Annotated in this window: 21 protein-coding genes and 1 pseudogene; 9 read left to right on the forward strand and 13 right to left on the reverse strand. The window is 66.0% G+C overall.

The annotated features are described in order from the left end of the window. Positions 1-20: 20 nt before the first annotated feature. Positions 21-1244: a globin domain-containing protein gene (locus ACFWFP_RS19505; RefSeq protein ID WP_379296920.1), complete on the reverse strand. Its 1224-nt coding sequence runs from the start codon at positions 1242-1244 to the stop codon at positions 21-23. A gap of 1 nt (position 1245) precedes the next feature. Beyond that, entirely contained in the window at positions 1246-1716 is a 471-nt protein-coding gene (locus tag ACFWFP_RS19510; protein WP_379296922.1) for an RrF2 family transcriptional regulator, read from the reverse strand. A gap of 134 nt (positions 1717-1850) precedes the next feature. Between ACFWFP_RS19510 and ACFWFP_RS19515 the strand changes: the two genes are divergently transcribed. Further along, the gene (locus ACFWFP_RS19515) at positions 1851-2288 is read left to right on the forward strand and encodes a VOC family protein (RefSeq protein ID WP_379296924.1); all 438 of its coding nucleotides are present in this window, start codon (positions 1851-1853) and stop codon (positions 2286-2288) included. A gap of 106 nt (positions 2289-2394) precedes the next feature. On the opposite strand, the gene ACFWFP_RS19520 is transcribed toward ACFWFP_RS19515, so the two are convergent. The 3 genes from ACFWFP_RS19520 to ACFWFP_RS19530 form a co-directional block, all read right to left on the reverse strand. After that, positions 2395-3207, reverse strand: a complete 813-nt coding sequence (locus ACFWFP_RS19520) for a class I SAM-dependent methyltransferase (RefSeq protein ID WP_379296926.1) — start codon at positions 3205-3207, stop codon at positions 2395-2397. After that, positions 3208-4452, reverse strand: a complete 1245-nt coding sequence (locus ACFWFP_RS19525; protein ID WP_379296928.1) for a serine hydrolase domain-containing protein — start codon at positions 4450-4452, stop codon at positions 3208-3210. Positions 4453-4640: 188 nt separating this feature from the next. Further along, on the reverse strand, positions 4641-5672 hold the full coding sequence (locus ACFWFP_RS19530; protein ID WP_379296930.1) for a crotonase/enoyl-CoA hydratase family protein: 1032 nt from the start codon (positions 5670-5672) through the stop codon (positions 4641-4643). A gap of 158 nt (positions 5673-5830) precedes the next feature. Between ACFWFP_RS19530 and ACFWFP_RS19535 the strand changes: the two genes are divergently transcribed. Then, positions 5831-6478: a TetR/AcrR family transcriptional regulator gene (locus ACFWFP_RS19535; RefSeq protein WP_379296932.1), complete on the forward strand. Its 648-nt coding sequence runs from the start codon at positions 5831-5833 to the stop codon at positions 6476-6478. 5 nt (positions 6479-6483) lie between these two features. On the opposite strand, the pseudogene ACFWFP_RS19540 reads toward ACFWFP_RS19535, so the two are convergent. Next, positions 6484-6564 (reverse strand): annotated as a pseudogene (locus tag ACFWFP_RS19540) (hypothetical protein); the annotation flags it as partial. Between the two features lie 106 nt (positions 6565-6670). Between ACFWFP_RS19540 and ACFWFP_RS19545 the strand changes: the two are divergent. The 5 genes from ACFWFP_RS19545 (at position 6671) to ACFWFP_RS19565 (ending at position 10282) form a co-directional block, all read left to right on the forward strand. Next, positions 6671-7366: a glycosyltransferase gene (locus ACFWFP_RS19545; protein WP_379296934.1), complete on the forward strand. Its 696-nt coding sequence runs from the start codon at positions 6671-6673 to the stop codon at positions 7364-7366. A 62-nt stretch (positions 7367-7428) separates the two neighbouring features. Then, positions 7429-8397, forward strand: coding sequence for an acyl-CoA dehydrogenase (locus ACFWFP_RS19550; protein WP_379297681.1), 969 nt, complete (start codon positions 7429-7431; stop codon positions 8395-8397). Further along, positions 8379-9131 carry a PIG-L deacetylase family protein gene (locus ACFWFP_RS19555; RefSeq protein WP_379296936.1) on the forward strand — a complete coding sequence of 251 codons (753 nt, stop codon included), beginning with the start codon at positions 8379-8381 and terminating at the stop codon, positions 9129-9131. Before ACFWFP_RS19550 ends, ACFWFP_RS19555 begins: the two co-directional genes overlap by 19 nt. Continuing rightward, positions 9128-9742, forward strand: a complete 615-nt coding sequence (locus ACFWFP_RS19560; RefSeq protein ID WP_379296938.1) for a class I SAM-dependent DNA methyltransferase — start codon at positions 9128-9130, stop codon at positions 9740-9742. The genes ACFWFP_RS19555 and ACFWFP_RS19560 overlap by 4 nt, the downstream gene beginning before the upstream one ends. 264 nt (positions 9743-10006) lie before the next feature. Next, positions 10007-10282, forward strand: coding sequence for a GlsB/YeaQ/YmgE family stress response membrane protein (locus ACFWFP_RS19565; protein ID WP_379296940.1), 276 nt, complete (start codon positions 10007-10009; stop codon positions 10280-10282). A gap of 183 nt (positions 10283-10465) precedes the next feature. Here the strand turns inward: ACFWFP_RS19565 and ACFWFP_RS19570 are convergent, their stop codons facing one another. Beyond that, positions 10466-11038, reverse strand: coding sequence for a TetR/AcrR family transcriptional regulator (locus ACFWFP_RS19570; protein ID WP_379296942.1), 573 nt, complete (start codon positions 11036-11038; stop codon positions 10466-10468). A gap of 89 nt (positions 11039-11127) precedes the next feature. On the opposite strand from ACFWFP_RS19570, the gene ACFWFP_RS19575 reads away from it, so the two are divergent. Further along, positions 11128-11961 carry an oxidoreductase gene (locus ACFWFP_RS19575; protein WP_379296944.1) on the forward strand — a complete coding sequence of 278 codons (834 nt, stop codon included), beginning with the start codon at positions 11128-11130 and terminating at the stop codon, positions 11959-11961. 282 nt (positions 11962-12243) lie between these two features. Here the strand turns inward: ACFWFP_RS19575 and ACFWFP_RS19580 are convergent, their stop codons facing one another. The 5 genes from ACFWFP_RS19580 to ACFWFP_RS19600 form a co-directional block, all read right to left on the reverse strand. After that, on the reverse strand, positions 12244-13599 hold the full coding sequence (locus ACFWFP_RS19580; RefSeq protein WP_379296946.1) for an APC family permease: 1356 nt from the start codon (positions 13597-13599) through the stop codon (positions 12244-12246). A gap of 67 nt (positions 13600-13666) precedes the next feature. Next, a complete protein-coding gene (locus tag ACFWFP_RS19585) occupies positions 13667-15448 on the reverse strand; it encodes a thiamine pyrophosphate-requiring protein (RefSeq protein ID WP_379296948.1) in 1782 nt (593 codons plus the stop codon). 124 nt (positions 15449-15572) lie between these two features. Then, positions 15573-15989: a hypothetical protein gene (locus ACFWFP_RS19590; protein WP_379296950.1), complete on the reverse strand. Its 417-nt coding sequence runs from the start codon at positions 15987-15989 to the stop codon at positions 15573-15575. Positions 15990-16275: 286 nt separating this feature from the next. Further along, positions 16276-16488 carry an NAD(P)H-binding protein gene (locus ACFWFP_RS19595; protein WP_379296952.1) on the reverse strand — a complete coding sequence of 71 codons (213 nt, stop codon included), beginning with the start codon at positions 16486-16488 and terminating at the stop codon, positions 16276-16278. Positions 16489-16708: 220 nt separating this feature from the next. Continuing rightward, entirely contained in the window at positions 16709-17158 is a 450-nt protein-coding gene (locus ACFWFP_RS19600) for an SRPBCC family protein (RefSeq protein ID WP_379296954.1), read from the reverse strand. 500 nt (positions 17159-17658) lie between these two features. On the opposite strand from ACFWFP_RS19600, the gene ACFWFP_RS19605 reads away from it, so the two are divergent. Continuing rightward, positions 17659-18126, forward strand: coding sequence for an STAS domain-containing protein (locus ACFWFP_RS19605; protein ID WP_379296956.1), 468 nt, complete (start codon positions 17659-17661; stop codon positions 18124-18126). Positions 18127-18454: 328 nt separating this feature from the next. Here the strand turns inward: ACFWFP_RS19605 and ACFWFP_RS19610 are convergent, their stop codons facing one another. Beyond that, positions 18455-19003, reverse strand: a complete 549-nt coding sequence (locus ACFWFP_RS19610; RefSeq protein WP_379296958.1) for a DUF1062 domain-containing protein — start codon at positions 19001-19003, stop codon at positions 18455-18457. Between the last annotated feature and the right edge of the window lie 10 nt (positions 19004-19013).

Genomic DNA, 19013 nt, shown 5'->3' on the forward strand with positions numbered 1-19013 from the left:
TCCGAGAGTCGGTGGTGTGCTCACGCCGGGGCAGCTGCCCAACTGTCCGGGCCGAAGACCTCGTAGTGGATGTTCTCGGGCGCCACGTCTTTGGCAAGCAGCGCCTCCCGCATGCCGAGCATGAACGGCAGAGGACCGCACAAGTACGCGCGGGTGCCGGGTGCGATGGTGACCTCACCGAGGTCGGCGCGGCCCTGCCGGAGGCTGCCTTCGGGGCGGCGGACGCCGAGGTCTTCGTACCAGCGGTGCATGACCGCGAACGGCAGACGTTCCACCAGTTCGGTCAACTCCGCACGGTGTGCGTGATTGCTGGGGGAGCGGTCGGCGTGCAGTACCGTGACCGGACGGGAGTCGTCGGTGTCGGCGAGATGGCTGAGCATGCCCATCATCGGCGTGCAGCCGATACCGGCGGAGACAAGCAGCAACGGCGCGTCGTCGTCCTGGAGCACCAGGTCACCGAATGGCGTGGTCACGTTCAGCATGTCGCCTTCGAAGACATTGTGGAACAGGAAGTTCGACACCTCGCCGGCGGGGATGACCGACCGGTCCGCCAGGATCTGGGCGTCGACGCGCTTGACGGTAATGCGCCAGTCGTCGCGCGACGGCGCAGAGGACAGACTGTACTGACGGATCTGGCGCGCACCATCGGGAAGATGCACACCGACCGACAGATACTGCCCCGGAGCAAAGGACGGCAGGGATGCACCGTCTGCCGAGGTGAGCACGAAGGAGACCGTGTCGGCCGACTCGTGGCGGCGGTCGCGCACACGCACCTGGCGCCAAACATCGCCCACCGCGACACCGGCAGCCTGGTAGAGCCCGGCTTCCATCGAGATCAGTGTCTGTGCCATGAGCCAGTACACCTCGTCCCAGGCGGCGGCGACCTCGGGGGTGACGGCGTCACCGAGCACCTCGACGATGGCCTCGAACAGGTGCGTGTGCACGATCGCATACTGTGCGGGCTCGATTCCCAGCGACGCGTGCTTGTTGGCGATTCTGGACAGGATCAGATCGACACGGGCCTGATCGGGCTCCAATTGAAGAGCCGCGAAGGCGGCGATGGCCCCGGCGAGAGCCTTCTGCTGGCCGCCCTGCTGCTGGTTTCCGCGGTTGAACAGGTCGCGTTCGAGCTCGGGATGGGCGGCGAACATCTTGCGGTAGAACAGCGTCGTGATGTCCTCGATGGCAGCACCGACCGCGGGCAGCGTGGCACGGATCATCTCGGTCGCAGTGGGCGAGAGCATGTCATTCTCCGATCGTTGACGAAACGTGGGGGACTGCCGGCGATGGGGGCAGGGCGAGCAGGATTGTTCGGGTGGGGGCGTGGGTGAGGTCCTCGATGGTGAGAGTGTCCAGTGACTCGAAGAAGGCTTCCTGGGCGCGGCGCAGCGCGGACCGCAGCAAGCAACCCGACCGCAGCGGGCACGGATTGGCGCCGTCGCATTCGACCACTTCCGTCTCACCTTCCAGGCGCCGCGCGAGCCATCCCACCGAGGCGGTGTGACCGAGTTCGGTGATGGCCAGGCCACCTCCGCGTCCGCGTCGTGCATCCACGATGCCGAGCTCGGAGAGCCGGGTGATCACTTTCGCCGCATGGGCATAGGACACCGACAATTCGTCGGCGATGTCCCGGCTTCCGGGGCGGTCACCGTCGGCCGCCACGGCGAGTCGCATGACGATCCGTAGTCCCAGGTCGGTGAACCGGGTGAGCTGCATGGCCCGACCGTACTTTAATTCGCATATGAGATACCAATTATGTGATCGGTGTTACGCGGGCGCTGCGGCGCAGCGAGTGTGTCAACAGACCGGCAGTGGGAACGCGCACGGTAACTCGAACCGAAGGAGCCCTCGTGACCAGTCGCCCCGACCTCCCCGCGCCCGAACAGGGTCTGATCCTCACCCACTTCCTGACCGTGCGCGATGTGGTCCGCTCGCGCGATTTCTACGCCGATGTCCTCGGCGGCCAAGTCGTTCTCGCGGAAAATCCGGCCATCGTCAAGGTCGCCAACAGCTGGATCATCATGAATCCCGGCGGCGGACCCACCCCGGACAAGCCCGACATCACGCTGGCACCGCCGACGGCCGGCGAGGTGGTGTCGTCGTTTCTCAACGTGCGGGTCGCCGACATCGCCGCTTTCTATGCCGACGTCACCGCCAAAGGCGCGCAGTTCTTGACCGAGCCGCTGGACCGCAAAGCCGAACTACGGTGCTACCTGCGCGACCCTGACGGCTACCTGATCGAGGTCGGTCAGGCCACCGGGATGCTGAAAGGCATCTTCGCCGACTGACCGACCCGCTACCGTCGCTCGGTCGCGACGAACCCGCCGCGCTCCAGCGACTCGAGTGATCGAACAGTCACACCGAAAGAGACCGCACGGGTGAATCGAACTCCGGCTAGGACCCGGGACGGTTCGGCGGAGACGTGCGTGGTGATGTCGGCGTACGCGACAGTTCGGCTCGCAGCTGCAGGAATCGGAATAGTCCTGGCCGGCCGACGACGGCTTCGTAGCGGTCGACGACCTCGTCGATGAAAGCGGAGATGGCGGTGGCGGGAATGCGGGCCGTCCAGTCCGCGAACCCGACCGTGCACCACCGGGCGAAGGCCTCGCGTGAGCCGAAGTCCCATTCCCGGTCGGTCACGGAGTGTGCGGTGACCTCGAGGTCGGCACTCGCCGCGATCGAGGGCAGCGTGTCGGGGTCGATGTGCACGAAGGGGCCCGCGAACCCGGCGAACGCTGTCGACCAGCGCACATCGCCGGTGACAGCCATCGCGACGTTCTCGATGCTCGGGCGAGGCCCGCCGCAGACATACTGTACGAGCACCCGCCCGCTGGGTGCGAGTGCCCCGGCGATGTGCCGGTAGGCCGTCTCCTGGTCGAGCACCCAGTGCAGTGCGTTGAACGAGACAACGAGGTCGAAATCGCGGGGGAAGGTCATGGTCGTGACATCGCCGACTCCGAAGTCGATGTTCGTGAGCTGGTCGTCGGCCGTACGGGCGGCCTCGATCATTCGCGGCGACGGGTCGATGCCGAGCACGGACCCAGTGGGCACCCGCGCTGCGATCAGGCGTGTCACGTAGCCGTCGCCACAACCCACGTCGAGGATGTGCTCGGCACCCGCGAGCGAGAGGGACTCCACAGCGTTCGTCGCCATCGCGCGCTGGAGCCCACTGATGTGGGCGTAGCCCGCGCCGTCCCAGTCGGCCATCTACGACCCGCCCTGCGAGGGAACATCCCGCTTGACCGGCGGGGCGTCGTCCGGGGCGAGGTACGCGCCGATCTTGCGGAACAGCGCGTCACCGCCATTCGAGTAGCCGCCCGACGCGCTGAACGCTTCGGGCTGGTAGGTGACAGCAACCGCGATCGCGATCTTCTCCGACGGCAGGTAGGCGTTGACCGCGGCAGAGCCGTAGAACAGGGGGTTCTGGTAGGACCAGTCGCCGGTGAGCCACAGGCCCAGACCATAGGTCTGGAAATCGTCGAGCGCCCGGCAGTTGACGCAACCGGGGACTGCTGTCGTCTTCCCTCGCAGGTCCGTCGTCGTCATCGCCCGATACGACTCCCCGGACAGCAATTCGCCGCTGCCGATCGCGACGGCACTTCGTTCCAGGTCGTAGATGTCGCTCGTCTGGACAGCACCGTGGCTGAGCGTCCACGAGGGATTCCAGTAGGTCGATTCCTCGTAGAACGGAACGTCGGGCGCCAATTCGAAGAAATCGCGCCGTTCCGAGGTGAAGGAGTGCAGGACCGGCTCGGGGATGTAGGGCGTGAGGTTCGGCTCGGTGTTCTTCAGGTCGAGTGGGCCGAGAACCTTCTCCTGCAGGGCATCCGCGAGCGACTTACCCGTGACCTTCTCCAGCACCAGGCCGAGGAGTACATAGTTGGTGTGGGCGTAGGCCCAGTTGGTTCCGGGCTCGAACCACAGGGGGTCGTCGATTGCCAGAGCGAGTTGTTCCTGGGTGGTCCACGCCTTGTACGGATCCGCGTAGGCGATCTCCGCGAATTTCGTGTTACCGAGGACGAAATCGTGATAGCCCGAGGTCATCTGGGCTAATTGGCGCAGATTCACCCGGTCCGCGTTGGGAATGGCGGGCAGGTATTTCGAGAGCTTGTCGTCGAGGTTCAGTTTCCGCTCGTCGGCCAGGATCAACAATAGGGTCGACACGTAGGAGATCGCGACGGCACCGTTGCGGAAATGCATCGCGGTGGTGGCCGGCACACCCGTCATGGACTCGCCCCTGGCTGCGGTGACGATTTCTTTCCCGTCGACTGTCACCCGCACGATCACCGACTTCAGGTGCGCCTCCGCCATATAATCGTCGACGATCTTCATGATGGCCGCGGCTTGCACCGGCGAGGTCGATCGGGAATCCTGCGCAGTCTCGTTCGATGAACAGGCCGCCAGCAGACCCATAGTGCAGACGAACACCAGAACGTTCCGAGAAACGGACATTGGTCACCTTCCTGGTTACCGTCCTCCGAAATGTGAATCGACCGAGTAGCCGATTCTATGCTCCGGTGACCCCGAAATGACCGCGCAGCACACGAACAGCGCCGACGACCCGACGAATATCGTCACCGCGATCGGATCGGGTGGGACCGCGGCCGGCCGATCCGCGAGCCCGTCCGTTCAGTTCGATGTCACTGCGACTTGTCGCGCTCGAACTGCGCGCGCTTGTAGTCGCCGAAGGGTTCGTCGCGTTCGCGCACAGCCTCACGAAAACCCACTGTGGCGGAGCGCATCTGGAACGCGTAGCCCTCCCGGGTGTGGCGGGAGATGCCGTCGAAGACGGTGCTGACCATGCCGGAAGTGGCGACGCCCTGGGCGAGAAGTGCCGAGTTCAGCGCGAGCTTGGCCATCATGAGCTGGTTGACCGGCATGCGGGCGATCCGCTCGACGAGTGCCTCGGTGCGCTCGTCGAGTTCCTCGGCTGGGCAGGACTCGATGGCCAGCCCCCATTCCTCGGCTTGTTTGCCGCTGATGCTGTCGCCGGTGAAGAGCAGACGTTTGGCGCGGGCGTCACCGATGCGGTGTGCCCACATTCCGGCAGCCGGGATACCCCAGGTGCGGCTGGGCGGGTAGCCGATCTTGGTGTCGTCGGCGCAGATGATCTGATCGGAGTAGAGGGCGATGTCGGTGCCGCCCGCGATGGCGAACCCGTGCAGCTTGGCGACGGTGGGCTTGTCGGCATGCAACAGGCTGGCGAAGCCACGGTTGAAGCGGCTCATCATGGCGTAGTCGATCATCGGATCCCAGGTGCCCCAAGGGTTGTGGTTTGCGGCGTTGACGGCCGGGTCGAGCACCGTGCCGGTGATCTCGTCCGTTCGGTCATCCGTGTCGGAGATCCGCTCGGCGAACATGTCCAGGTCGTAGCCGCCACAGAAACCTTTGCCGCGCCCGGATACCAGGATCACGTGCACTCGGGGGTCGAGATCGGCTCGCTCGACCGCGTGGCTGAGATCGAGGGGAGTGTCCGGGGTGATCGTGTTGCCCTTGTCGGGGCGGTTGAAGGTGATTCGGGCGATTCGTCCGTCACGCTCGTAGGTGAGTGTCGAATACTCGCGGTGGTAGTCGGGGTCGGGTCGGTGGTGCCAGGGGGAGTCCGGAGCCTCGGTCCAGTTCTCATACCAGGCTGCGGGGCGTTCGCCGGAGTGTGATGGATTCTCGGACAAGGGATTTCCCCTCTCGGTGGGCGGGAATTCGGCCGGATTCGGGCGCAGGTCGCTGCGCTGGGTTCCGCTGCAGCTTGACCTATGGAGTCGTTGACAGTCAATGGTGACTGTGAAATTGTCGGGTGCATCGTCGGATCGAGGGAACGGAGGATCCAGCGGTGAGTACACGCGCGGAACAGAAGCAGGCGACGCGTGCCCGGATCCTCGACGCGGCGACTGCCTTACTGGCCGAACGCGGATATTCGGCGCTGACCACCGTTGCCGTGCAGCGATCGGCACGGATCAGCCGTGGTGCTCTCCTGCACCATTTCCCCACGTTGCGCGATCTTTCCCAAGCGCTGGTCGCCAACCTCGTCGCCATGAACGAGGTGGCGACCCAGGCCGCTGCCACGCGGATCGGCGAGAGCGCGGATCCGATCGAACGGGCTCTGGCTTCGCTGTACGAGTCGATGTCGCAACCGCCGGCCCAGGCGGAGTTCGAACTGTGGTCGGCGGCGCGCACCGATCCCGACTTGGCCGCGGCGTTACGCATCGCCGAACGTGCCGCCGGTCGTGATCTGCACCGGGTCATCGATGCCCTGTTCGGGCCGCAGATCGCCGCTCACCCACGGTATCCGGCTGTCCGGGACCTGAGCGTTGCCATGCTGCGCGGTCTGGCGGCGTCGCGGGCGCTGCAGTCTTCGGAGAAGGCCGATCGCGCAGCACTCGCACAGTGGGCCGACATCATTCGAACCCTGCTGACCCCGGAGACAACATCCGAGGGCGCCGTGGCGCACGCCAGAATCGCGATACCGACGAAGCCGTAGTCCTTGTGAACAGCCAGCAGAGCGCCAAGGATCGCGCCGGCGAAGGTTCCGAGGAGATCGCCGATTTCCTGTGTGGGTGCGGGCAGGCGCCTTTCGGCGCAGGTCGGGACGACTCATGGCTGTTTGCCTTCTGTAAAGGCGGGTAGGTGTACCTCATGAATCAGTCGTTGGTGACGATGTGCCGTGCAGGTCATGATCGGTGAGATCGACAGGGTCGTCGTCGTGGTTCCGGCGCGAAACGAGGAACGGCTGCTTCCTCGATGTCTTGCGGCTCTGGACCGTGCCGTGAGCCGATTGGACGTTCCGGTTCGTGTCCAGCTCGTGCTCGATGCCTGCACCGATGGCTCAGCGAAGGTCGTTTCGACAGTCGAGGTCCTGACGGTCAGCGAGCGCAACGTCGGGGCCGCGCGGCGGCGAGGATTCGAGCACGCGGGGGCCGCGTGTGATGCCAGAACCTGGTTTGCGACCACCGACGCCGACTCCGAGGTCGAAGAATCCTGGTTGTCCGCCCAGCTCGAATACGCGCGAAGGGGTTTCGAGGTGGTGGCGGGCATGGTGGCGGTGCGTCAATGGGACGGGCACTCGGCACAGACTCGACGGATGTACGAGCGTCAGTACCGCAGCCACGGGCCGGAGGGTCACGGTCATCTCCATGGCGCCGCGCTCGGCTTCCGGGCCGACGCGTACTGGGGAATCGGCGGTTTCCGCGCGCTGCGCACCGGCGAGGACGTGGATCTGGTCGTTCGGATGCTGGCCGGCGGGGCCCGGATCGCTTGGGCAGAGGACGTTCGAGTAACCACCTCTGCCCGGCGAAGAGGTCGGGCCCCACACGGATTCGCCGAGCATCTACGCAAGCTGGGACGTGACGAGCCGCAGGAGGTCTCGTGACCTTTGTGGACGGTACTGTCGTCGGCGCACACGTGGCAGCCGCGCCGCGGATCACGGCGGCGATGAATTCGCTCGCGAGCTCGGGACGGTTGGATCTCCCGTTGCCGGGCTCGGGACGAACCCTCGAGCGATGGCGTGCCATGGCCGAAATAGCCTATGAGGACACAGTTCTCGGCCGACTGGCGGAGGCACACGCCGACGCCGTAGCGATCATCGCTGAGCTCGGTGATGGTCGCGTGGATGCCACGGACCGTCCGGTGGCAGCGCCCGGCGAGATCTGGGGCGTATGGGCCGCGGAAGCGCCTTCCTCTGTGCTGCGAGCGCGCGAGGTCTCCGGTGGTTGGCTGCTGGACGGGCGCAAGCTGTGGTGCTCAGGGGCGAGCATATGCACGCACGCGCTGGTCACGGCCCTCGCGGGCGAGCAGAGAGCCTTGTTCGCGGTGCCGCTCGACCGTGCAGTCGCCCACCCGGTTCCCGGAACCTGGTCTGCGGTCGGGATGAGCGAATCCGACTCCGGTGCTGTCGATTTCGACAACGCCCCAGCGAGGATGCTCGGAATCCCCGGCGAGTACCTGAGCCGTCCCGGATTCTGGCACGGTGCCATCGGCGTCGCCGCTTGCTGGTACGGGAGCGCGTGCGCGGTCGCCGAAGCGCTGCATCGGTACGCGGCCGCCGGGCAGGCAGACGACCACGCGCTTGCCCACCTCGGCGCGGTCACCGCGGCGTTGTCCACCGGTTACGCCAGCCTCTCTGTCGCCGCCCATGCGGTCGATGCCGATCCACGTGATGCTGCCGGGATGGCTCGAGTCCGCGCCCGCAGCGTGCGTGCGGTGATCGAACAGGCGGCGACCGAGACCTTGGACAGGGTCGGGCGCGCGCTCGGCGCGGGGCCGCTGTGCGGCGACAGCGTCCATGCTCGCCGTGTCGCCGACCTGACCGTGTACCTGCGCCAGAGCCATGCTGAACGTGATCTGGCCGCCCTCGGCCGTGACCAGGCGGAAAAGGAGTTCTCGTGGTTGCCCAGCCGCTGATCGACACGGGATGTCCCGGAGCAAGCGAGGGTGTCTGGGCGAGGTGGCGGGCGAGCCGGCCCGAACTTCGGATCGACGACTGGCGGCACCTCGTAGTCGTCGCGCCGCATCCCGACGACGAGGTACTCGGAGCGGGCGGGCTCATCGCGCGGCTGCGGTCTGCCGACATCCCGGTCACGCTGATCGCGGTCACCGATGGTGAAGCCTCGCATCCGGGCTCACCCACCCATACCCCTGGTGAGCTGGCAGCGCTGCGAATCCAGGAATCGCACAACGCAGCCTACGAACTCGCCATCGGAGCGCCGATGCGGCTCGGTATGTCCGATGGAGGTATCGCGGAGCAGGAGGCGGAGCTCACCGATCTGCTCACCTACGTCCTGGCCCGCCTCGGTGGGCCAGGAGTGCGGTGCGCGGCCACCTGGCGCCACGACGGTCACCCCGACCACGAAGCCGTCGGCCGCGCGGCCGCCGCTGCCTGTGCGAACACCGTCACCGCGCTGGTCGAGTACCCGGTGTGGATGTGGCACTGGGGCAATCCGGAGCATCCGAGAGTGAGCCCGGAGAGCGCCTTCGCGTTGCCGCTGTTGCCGTCGGCGGTCGCGGCCAAGGCGCGGGCGATGGCGCAACATCGCACCCAGATCCGCCCGCTGTCGGATCATCCGGCCGACCGTCCTGTCCTGCCCGCGCATGTCCTTCAGCGGTTCACCACACCGGACGAGGTCTTCTTCCAGTGAACGAAAAGCCCATGCCGCCGGGCTATTTCGATCGGATGTATGCCCACGACGAGGACCCATGGCGCTTCACCACCCGCTGGTACGAGCGGCGCAAACGCGCGTTGACGACCGCTATGTTGCCGCGGGCGCACTACCGAAGGGGGTTCGAACCCGGCTGCTCCATCGGTGTGCTCACCGAGGAGCTGACCGAGCGCTGCGATCACCTGGTAAGTACCGATATCGCAGAGCGCGCCCTCATCGCCGCGCGGTCGCGCCTCGGCGACGCACCGGTGGAGTTCCGGCTGTGGGGTCTGGGCCAGCCTTGGCAGACAGAGCGTTTCGACCTCATCGTATTGAGCGAAGTCTGCTACTACCTCGATACAACAGGTCTGCGGGACGTCTTCGAACAAGTCGTGGCGCACCTCGAACCAGGAGGCACACTGCTGTGCGCGCACTGGCGCCACATCGTGGAGGACTACCCGCTGACCGGCGACGAAGTCCACGCACTCGCCCAGCAGACCGTCGGCCTGTCGGCCTCGGCTCATTACCACGACGAAGACTTGCTCATCGACGTGTTCGCGGCGTCGAAGCGAGTTCCCCCGTCGGTGGCCGAGGTCGAGGGCCTCGTCTGAGATTCCGCGGGGCGCTTCAGCGCAGATGAGCTGTGCCGTACACGGATTCGCCCACGGCGCCCCCGGGGCAGTGGACCAGTCGGTCGTTGGCCGCCCTTCACTACGCCCGCGGTTCGCCGGCCTTACCGGTTTCGTCATTGCTCCCAGGGCGACGACTCGAAGCGGTTGTCGCTTCAGCTGATTGGCTGTGCCAAGCCGGGGTATGCCGCGATGGGACGGGCGCACCGGGTGCTCGTCAGCACAGTGAGATGATGGGAGAAGGCCATGCTCGGTCTCGGTATTCTCGGATGGATCATCATCGGCGGACTCGCCGGATGGATCGCCAGCAAGATCATGAAAACCGACGCCCAGCAAGGAATCCTGCTCAACGTCGTCGTCGGTGTCATCGGCGGTCTGCTCGGGGGATTCCTGCTCACACTGCTCGGGGTGGACGTCGAAGGCGGTGGACTGTGGTTCAGCTTCTTCACCTGCATCGGCGGCTCGGTCGTTCTGTTGTTCCTCGTCAATCTGGTCACTGGCCGTCGTGGAGTCTCGCGATAACCTTTCCCGACCCCGATATCGGCCGCGCGCGGCCCGAAGCCTGTGAGCTTCGGGCCGTTTTCGGTTGTCGTGGGCGCGCAGTCAACCCGAACGATCGGCGTCGCGGTCTCCCAGCACAGCGTTGGTGGGAGGGTCAGTGGGCTTGAACGCGCCCAGCTCCAGGGTCGCGACACCCCGGGTTGATCAACCCACCATCCGGGCGCGGGCACTCAGGCCGGGCAGGACCAGCGTGAGCCAGCGTTCGCGTGCGGCGGGGGACTGGTCGATCGGAGCGGTGGAGAACAGCAGGTAGATATCGCCGACGGTGACGTCGGGGTGGACATTGCCGTCGGCTTGCCCGGCGCGGATGAGCGTGGCCAGTGCGGCGCCGGCGCGCTGTTCGTCGGCCTGTACTCGGAGATCGGCGCCGAGGGTCTGTGCCGCTGCCTTGGCAGCGTGATTGGTGGCCGAGACGTCCACGACCCGTCGCAAGAACGCCGTGATCTCGTGCGTCGCGTCCGCGCCGCCCGCGACACGTTCGCACGCCGCTTCGGCGTCATCGGCTACCTGGGCCACATATTCGGCCACGATGGCGGTGACCAGGTCGGCCTTGGTCGGGAAATGACGGTAGAGGGTGCCGACGGCGACCCCGGCCGCGGTCGCGATCTCGTTCATTCCCACGTCGGGTCCGTGCGCGGTGATCTGCTCACGGGCGGCGGACACGATCTTGCCGCGGTTGCGGATCGCGTCGGCGCGCTGCGGTCTGGCCTCGGTCATGAACTTCTCCCACAGGGTCCTTGCATGAAGATGAATACTAGTTCATGATAGAACATGAATTACTGTTCATCTTACCGACAGGAGCCGACATGACCGACAAGACCGCACTCGTCACCGGAGCCTCCTCCGGCATCGGCGAAGCCACCGCCCGCAAACTCGCCACCCTCGGCTACACCGTCTACGGCGCTGCCCGCCGCGCCGACCGGCTACAGAAACTGGCCGCCGACGGGATCCGCCCACTGGCCATGGACGTCACCGACGACGCCTCCGTGCGCGCCGGCATCGAACACATCGTCGCCGAGACCGGCCGCATCGACGTGCTGGTCAACAACGCCGGATACGGCTCCTACGGCGCGATCGAGGACGTACCGCTCGACGAGGCCCGCTACCAGTTCGAGGTCAACGTCTTCGGTGCCGCGCGACTGGCCCAGCTGGCGCTGCCGCACATGCGTGAACAGCGCAGCGGCACCATCGTCAACATCACCTCCATGGGCGGCAAGATCTACACCCCGCTCGGCGGCTGGTACCACGGCACCAAATTCGCCCTCGAAGGCCTCAGCGACTGCCTGCGGCTCGAGGCCGAGCCCTTCGGCGTCGACGTTGTCGTCATCGAGCCCGGCGGTATCCGCACCGAGTGGGGCGGCATCGCCGCCGACCACCTGCGCAAGGTCTCCGGCGACGGCGCCTACGCGGCCCAGGCCGAAGCGGTGGCCGCCTCATTGGGCCCCGAGGCCACCGTCGCCCGCCTCAGTTCCCCGCCGGAGGTGATCGCGGACGCGATCGGCAAGGCCGTCACCGCCCGCCGACCCAAGACCCGCTACCGGGTCGGGTTCGGTTCCCGGCCGCTGATCTTCCTGAAGTGGTTGCTGCCCGACCGTGCCTTCGACGCACTGATCAAGCGCGCCACCGGTACCCGGCACTGAATGCGAGCCGTCGCCGAGATCGCGGCCGGGATCAACAGGCCGTGCTGTGCAGCGACGGCCGGATTCGCCGATGAGCGGCGTCGACATTCACCAGCACAACCACCACTGCCAGCAGCGCGCGAGCCAGGAGAATGACAGGTAGGTCAGTCGGGTGGTTCTTGTGTGTCGTCCGGCTCGCTCAATTCCGGGGATACTTCGCGTGTTGCCATCCCACCTCGGCGACCCTGATCGGTCGGTCCGGGTCTCCCACCTTTCGGCTCGTCGGCTTCGTCATCGGTGTCGTCAGTTCTCGGCATGAGAATCCTCCTTTGTCGTCGTTGCGCTATATCTGTTTCGGTCTGTCTCGATCACACCATTTCGGCGGGCACGGATCGCGTTCCCCAGGGCGAGCACGGCTCCGAATCCGACGAGCACGAGTCCGCGCACCCACACCTCACCGTCGATCCGGGTGAACAGAAACAGGCACGAGGCCAAGCCGAGCCACGGAAAAATGACCGGAATTCGGAAGTGGTCGGATTCGCCGTTGTCTCGGCGCAAGACCAGCACTGCCGCGTTGACGCCGGCGAAGACGAACAGCAGCAACAGCACCAATGTGGCGGCCAGGGAGTCGACTTCGCCGGTCGACGCCAGGATCAGCGACACGGCCGACGTCGCGAGAATCGCCACCCACGGCGTGCGCCTGCCCGCCAGGATCCGGCCAAGAACCGGTGGAAGCAGCCCGTCTTCGGCCATCCCGTAGGCCAACCGTGACGACATGATGCCGGTGAGCAGCGCACCGTTGGCGACGGCGACGAGTGCGATCACGCTGAACAGCCAGTCGGGGATGTCACCGGTGGCGCGAACGACCTCGAGCAGCGGCCCGCTGGACTGGGCCAACTGATCGGTGGGTACGCAAGCACTGGCGACCACACCGACCAGCACGTACACCACCCCCGCGGTGAGCAATGCCCCGAACAGTGCGGTGGGATAGGACCGCCGCGGATCTTTGACCTCCTCGGCCAGGTTCACGGAGGTCTCGAACCCGACGAACGAGTAGAACGCCAGCACCGAACCCGCCAGCACCGCCCCGATGGCGCCGTGGTCGGCGGTGCCCACCTGGGTGAGCCGGTCCAGATCCGCGTCACCGCGCAGCATCAGCCAGGCGCCCAAGGCGATGATCAGCAGCAGACCGCCGATTTCCACCAGAGTGGCCACCACGTTCGCCGCGAGCGACTCCTTGATGCCGCGGATATTGAGTGCGGCGAGCAGTGCGAGGAAGACGACTACGACCATGAAAGTCGGCAGCGAGATCAACGATTGCAAGTAGTCTCCGGCGAACGCCCTGGCCAGCGCACCCACCGAGACGATGCCCGCAGCGAGCATGCAGAAACCGGCGAACGAACCAGCGGCGGGACCGAACGCGATGGTGACGTAGTGGGCCGATCCGCCTGCTCGCGGGTACTTGGTGGCCAGCTCGGCGTAGGAGCCCGCGGTGAGCGTGGCCAGCACGAGTGCGGTCAACAGCGGCAGCCAGACCGCGCCACCGGACTCACGGGCGACCGATCCGACCAACACATAGACGCCCGCGCCGAGAACGTCGCCGAGGATGAAGAAGTACAGCAGCGGGGTGGTGACCGCCCGCTTCAGCGAGTCAGGCATGAGAAGGCCATACCCCGTTGTTTCCGGCCCAAGCACGCGGAGGCAGCAGTCGCGCGCGGGCCGTTGGTCAAGGCCGAAATTCCTGAGCTTTGCTTTTCACTCCTTGGACCAGCAGGTGCCATGCGCTCGGGTCACCTCGGAGAACAGCACGGCCCATGTCCTTGATCTGCTCGGTGGTCGCGTGGGGCGGTATCGGGGGGACCTCGGGATCGCAGTGGATGTCGAGCAGTATCGGGCGGTCTGCGGCCAGCGCGCGATCCCAGGCGGCTCCGATGTTCCCGGAGTTGTCGACGGTGATCGCCTCGATGCCGGTGCACCGAGCGATGTCGGCGTAGGAGACATCCGGAAGTGTCTGCGACTCTTCGAATTTCGGCGCGCCGCCCATGCCGCGCAACTCCCAGGTGACCTGATTGAGGTCATTGTTGTGGAAGACGCACACGACCAGTCGCCGGTCAGCCCACAGGTGCTGGTAGCGATGGATCGTGATCAGCTCGTTGAGGCCGTTCATCTGCATCGCGCCGTCGCCGACCAGCGCGATCACCGGGCGATCGGGGTGTGCGAACTTCGCGCCGATGGCATAGGGGACCCCGGCGCCCATGCTGGCCAGGGTGCCCGACAACGAGCCGCGCATGGTGGCGCGCATGCGCAGGCAGCGGGCATACCAGTTGGTGGACGAGCCCGAATCCGCGGTGATGATCGCGTTGTCCGGAACGCGCTGCGACAGTTCCCACACCACCCGCATCGGGTTGGCCGGGTCGGCGTCGAGCATGCTTTGGCGTTCCAGCGTCTGCCACCAGTGCCGCACGTTCTGTTCGACGGTCTCGCGCCAGGAGCGGTCGTCTTGGTGTTCGATCAGCGGGATCATCTCGCGCAGTGTGGCTTTCGCGTCTCCTACGAGGTTCACCTCGGTGGGGTAGCGCATCCCGATCGACGCGCCGTCCCGGTCGATCTGTACCGCCCGGGCCTGGTCCAGTTCGGGTAGGAACTGGCTGTAGGGGAAGTTCGAACCGACGATCAGCAGGGTGTCGCAGTCACGCATCAGCTCATAGCTCGCGCGCGTTCCGAGCAGGCCGATCGAGCCGGTGACGAAGGGCAGGTCATCGGAGAGCACGTCCTTGCCCAGTAGCGCCTTCGCAATGCCCGCACCGGTCAGCTCGGCGACCTCGAGCAGCTCCTCGGCCGCGCCGCGCGCACCCTGGCCGATGAGCACGGCCAGCTTGGTTCCGGCGTTGATCACCTCTGCCGCGCGCTCTACCTCCGTGCGCGCCGGGACGGCGGTGCTCGATGAAATGCTGGGCGGGCTGGACGGCACCTCTTTGAAAGCATGCGCCGGCGGCTCGTAGGGTTGCTCTTGCAGATCGGCCGGGATGATCACCGCGGTCGGCGCGCGGCGGGTCAGCGCGGTGCGGATGGCTCGATCGAGCGCGTTGGGCAGCTGGTTGGCGACATTGACCTCGACGAGGTAGTCCGAGGCCACGTCCTTGAACAGTGCCTGCAGGTCCACCTCCTGCTGGTAGCTGCCGCCCATCGCGCTGCGGGCGGTCTGGCCGATGATGGCCACCACCGGTACGTGATCGAGCTTGGCGTCGTAGAGGCCGTTGAGCAGGTGGATCGCGCCTGGCCCCGAGGTGGCCATGCACACGCCGACGGTGCCGCTGAACTTCGCGTAGCCGGTGGCCTGGAAGGCCGACATCTCTTCGTGCCTGCTCTGCACGAACCGCGGCGCGTTGTCGGCTCGCCCGAATGCGGCGACCAGGCCGTTGATGCCGTCACCGGGATAGGCGAAAACCTGCCCGACATCCCATTCCCGCAGCCGCGCAAGGACGTAATCCGCTACCTGCATCGACATGGTTCTCCCTTTCCGGGCCGAGATGGTCGGTGGGCCGGCTACCGGTGTATCTTCACTTCCCGCTGTCGGCAGCCCACTGTGGTGCTACCGCGCGAACCAGTTCCTAAACAACCCGTGCGTGGAATCAGAAACCGACGAGCCCCGATGCCAGATCGACAGTGTTGATGATCCGTGTGACCTGCTCGCGTGCGTTGGGGCACTGGTCGCGGGTGGTCGCGTCGATGGCGTCGCGGTGGCGGGCGACGGCGATGTTGATCGCGCCGTTGCGCAGCGCCCAGGTGTGGACGACGCCGTTGAATTTCACGCGGGCAATGGCGCTGCCCTGTTGGCGCCAATCATCGAGATCGGCCCACATCGTCTCGCACAACTTCGCACCCGCGGCGGGACCGATCATCGGTGCGTCGGCGGAGCCGGCTTCCCCACCGGGGCCTTGCGACTCGGTAGTCGTCGCGCAGGCGACAACACCGGCCGAGATGAGAGCGCCCAATAACGCGAGGCGGCCCATGTGGTGGACGCGTCGGCGCGTTCGTCTCAAAAACATTGGGCTCTCCTTCGATCGGGAACACGACGGTTCACTGTTCGAATGCCCGCGGCTTTGTGACCGAATCAGAATTTCGGGCCGAAATCAGTTGCGGTGACAGCGATTACAGGACTATCGCTCGCTCACCAGGCGTGTAGTCGATCACGCGGCGATCTCATGCTGCGCAAGTTATGTATCGCCGTTGGGCTCGATTCGTTCGTGGCCGGTCAAGAGCAGGTGGTCGAACATCGTTGCAGCCGTTGGACGTGGGTCCGTACCACGGACTGCGGTGCCCCGGCCACAGTGGTCAGTTGCTGATGGCGGGGGCTGCGTTGATGTAGGTGTCGTCGTCGACTTGCGCCGCGGTGAAGGCGGCGATGTCAGCGCGGCTGACGGCGAATCCGATCCGGTCAGTGCCGTAGAACCCGACCCGCAGCTTCCCGGTCTGCAGCCTGTCCTTGGGAGCGGTGAACCGGATGATCGTCCAGTTCACGCCGCTGCCTGTGATCAGTTCGCTCATTCCGAGCAATTGGCACCCAGGTCCCACCCCTGCCGTCCGCACCCGAACCTCGCGCCCTGTACCGCGCGATGGTCCGGTTCGCCCGGCCGATCCGCGAGCCCGGCAGCGCAACAGACGGGTTCGCCGCACCCTGATCCGGCCGAGATCTCCGCACACCGCCCCCGCGTACATGGCGCAGGACGGGCGTGCTTGCTGGACCGCTCAGCACGGCGAATACCCGCTACGGTGCCGCTTGGTGTCTACCGACCGCGATATCAGCGAGCCGGGACAGTGATTCCCGGTTGCGCGGCGTGAGTACCAGCGTTTGGACAGCGTGAGGTAGTAGCCGTCCGGGACCACGGACAGCCCGTTCGCTCATCACAACCTCGCATGCGGCGGGTCCGGTCGCGCGCAGTTCCAGCCGGACGACGGCCGCACCGAACGGCCACAGCCGGGCATCGAGCTCGATGCCGAAAGGAGGGTCGACTGCGCGGACCGCGGTGGTGTCCTGGATGGTCAGCGGCCATGGCCCGACGCTGTGATGTATCCGCGCGCCGACCTGTGGCCACTCGTCGTCGACTCCGCGAATATGGGAGGCACCGACCACCCAGCTCGCATACAACCAGCCGTCGGCGAGCACCGCGAATACCTCCTCTACCGGAGCCTGGATCCTGAGTGTGACCTGGACCATGACGACCTCATCTCCTCGGTCTCGAACTGTCACCGGGGTACTACTTTCCGTGTTCTCGTCGGCCTGTCTCGAGCGATCGTGCAGTGCTCCCAGCTTCCTGCAGGCCGCTCGAGGTCATGTCCGCTACCGTCGACCGGGCCGGGCAGGACTGATGTCGGTCCTACGGCGCGTACCCGGTCCCGTGAGCTCGAATCTGCTTTGTTGCCTGTCTGCGCCTCCGGCCGTGGGTCGTTGCCGAGATTCGCTCGGTGCGCGAAGCGACCTCGTTATCTGGGTCGAGCCCACATGTACGGCTGGGTACAACGCCTCCGTTGTCATGTACTGATCCACCCTCGAGATGACATTCAGTCGGTTTTACCTGGGCAAACGGCCACAGGTAGGTCACGGTCATGCCCGGCGGGACGTGTTGTGTGGTGGGATGGTGGTACCGGTCGTTCTCGAGCAGTGCAGGAGCGGCGGGGCGGTAGCAGATCTGCCGGTGCCGAGGAATCGAGTACTCGATGAACATCACTCGCAGCACGCATCACTGGTCGAACGCCATCACCGCCGAAGCTCGCGACGCGACGCAACGCCTGCGTGCCGAGGTCGAGCCCTGCGGCACCACCACCATCCTGCGAGTGCTGGGCATCGTCGATGCCTTCACCCTCACCCGCTGGCAGCGGGTGCTGGAATCAGCGATCGGCACAACCGCGCTCGGGGGCGGCCGACACGTGATCGTCGACCTCACCAAGGTCGAGTTCCTATCCCTGCGCGCGATCTTCGCCATAACCGAACTCACCCGGCACGGCCGGCGGCACGGCGTAGGGATCAGCGTGGTCGAAGCGAGACCGTACGCGGTGACCGGCCGAGTCGTCGAGGTCACCGGCTTGACCGACTGGCTACCGGTCTACCCCGAACTCGTCGATGCCCTGGCCGGGGCTCAGTCCGAGCTCCCCCCGACGACTACCGGAAGTCCTCGTGCGGCGTAACGGGCAAGTCCGGACCCGAGTACAGCAGCGACCGTGCACACCGTCGCGACCACTCGTTCCCGAAGTCCTGCGCATCCCGCGGGATTGCTACTGCAATCGAGATCTCATGACGCATCGGATCGACCGCTCACCCCTACCGCCTATCGATACCGCGATCGTGTCCTGGCCGGACCCCAGCCCGCTGCAACCGTGGTGGGAACAGGTCGTGCACGAGCACCTCGTCCCGCCCACGCCCGGGCGCCGCAGCGGCCAGAAAGCCCCGGATCGTCGGCGACCGGACACTGACGCGGTGACCTGAACGCCACCGTAACCCTGGTTTCAGCCTGGCTCAGCGCTTGAGCGTGAAGGTGAAGTCGCCGGAGAGTTTGCCGCTCAGCCGGACTGCCGAAATCAGGTTCCCCTCGGTGAGGAGTCTCTCGACCTCGGCCCGCGAAAGACCGAAACCTTCAGCGATCAGGCGCACCGGCCGCACCGGGATCCGGGCCACGAAACGGACTGAGACGTCAACCACCTCGCAGTCCAGGTGGTCCGATTCTCCGGTATCGAGCCGCCAGGCATTGGCCCAGTCGAGGGCGATGCCATTGCGACGCTGCACGACTGGGTCCTGGAGCAGCTCAGCGGTCAAGCCGGGGTCATTGTTGTGTAGCCGGTCCAGCAGCTCAGGTCGTATCGAGCGCACGTTCACTCGCTCCACGACCGTGAGCTTGGTGGTTTCCCCGCAACCGGCACACAGCGCGAGGAGCCAAGCGTCGATGAGTTTGTGGTGTGCGTTGACGCGGAATTTTCCGTTTGCCCGGAAGCGCTCGGACGCGCACGCGTGGCAACGTCGGACAACGAGCGGCAGGCAGGTGGGCACGACAACCCAGATCTCGAGCATAGAAGTACAC

Origin of the sequence: Nocardia sp. NPDC060249 (genome assembly GCF_042728755.1) — a bacterium.
Lineage (GTDB): Bacteria > Actinomycetota > Actinomycetes > Mycobacteriales > Mycobacteriaceae > Nocardia.